The sequence below is a fragment of the Alterirhizorhabdus solaris genome, assembly GCF_007785815.1.
Lineage (GTDB): Bacteria > Pseudomonadota > Alphaproteobacteria > Sphingomonadales > Sphingomonadaceae > Alterirhizorhabdus > Alterirhizorhabdus solaris.
Genome location: NZ_VNIM01000221.1, coordinates 1 through 701, shown reverse-complemented (window position 1 = coordinate 701; position 701 = coordinate 1). Strand labels below are relative to the sequence as shown.

1 pseudogene is annotated in these 701 nt (G+C 64.6%); it reads right to left on the bottom strand.

The features are described from left to right. Window positions 1-177: 177 nt before the first annotated feature. Window positions 178-435, bottom strand: a pseudogene (locus FOY91_RS21430) (transposase); the annotation flags it as partial. Window positions 436-701 lie beyond the last annotated feature (266 nt).

Sequence of the window (701 nt, the reverse complement as noted above, 5' to 3'; positions counted from 1 at the left end):
GTGGTGGCGATCCTGGGCGCACGCCACGGCCGCAGCGCGCGCACGACAGCTTTTCTTTCGGTACTCCGTCAATCGCTGGCGCCCGTGCCGTGGCGACTTTCCGTCACTTGAGCCATGGACTTTCCTAACGTCGGCCGAATGCTGCGTCTGCGGATGACTAGGGTCAGGACTCGTTGATCACAGCCAGAAGATGACGGTGGCATCGAGAGCAATGGCGGAGAAGAAGGCGGTGGGGCAGCGGTCGTAGCGGGTGGCGACGCGGCGCCAGTCCTTGAGGCGGCCGAACATGATCTCGATGCGGCTGCGACGCCGGTAGCGGCGCTTGTCGTACCGGACCGGCTTGTTGCGCGACCTGCGGCCTGGGATGCAGGGCTGGATGCCTTTGGCCTGGAGGGCGTCCCTGAACCAGTCGGCGTCGTAGCCGCGATTACCAAGCTGTCAATCGGCGTCCAAAAAGGACCCCCTGTCGGCGTCCAAATGTGACCCCCTTAGTCGAGCGGCGTGACGGTTATGGCGGGCGTGCCATTCGCGCTGGTTGCGGCGTAGGGCGGGCGTAGCCCGACCGGAGGCGCAACGTAAGCGTGGTTTGCAGGCCGCCTTGCCTGGGCAGCCGTGGCCGTGATGTTTGTCGCCTTTGTGAGGGCGATGTTGGTGCGGGAAGTTTTCGGGTCTGAGACTGGTCGTACGAGTGCTCGTACGAC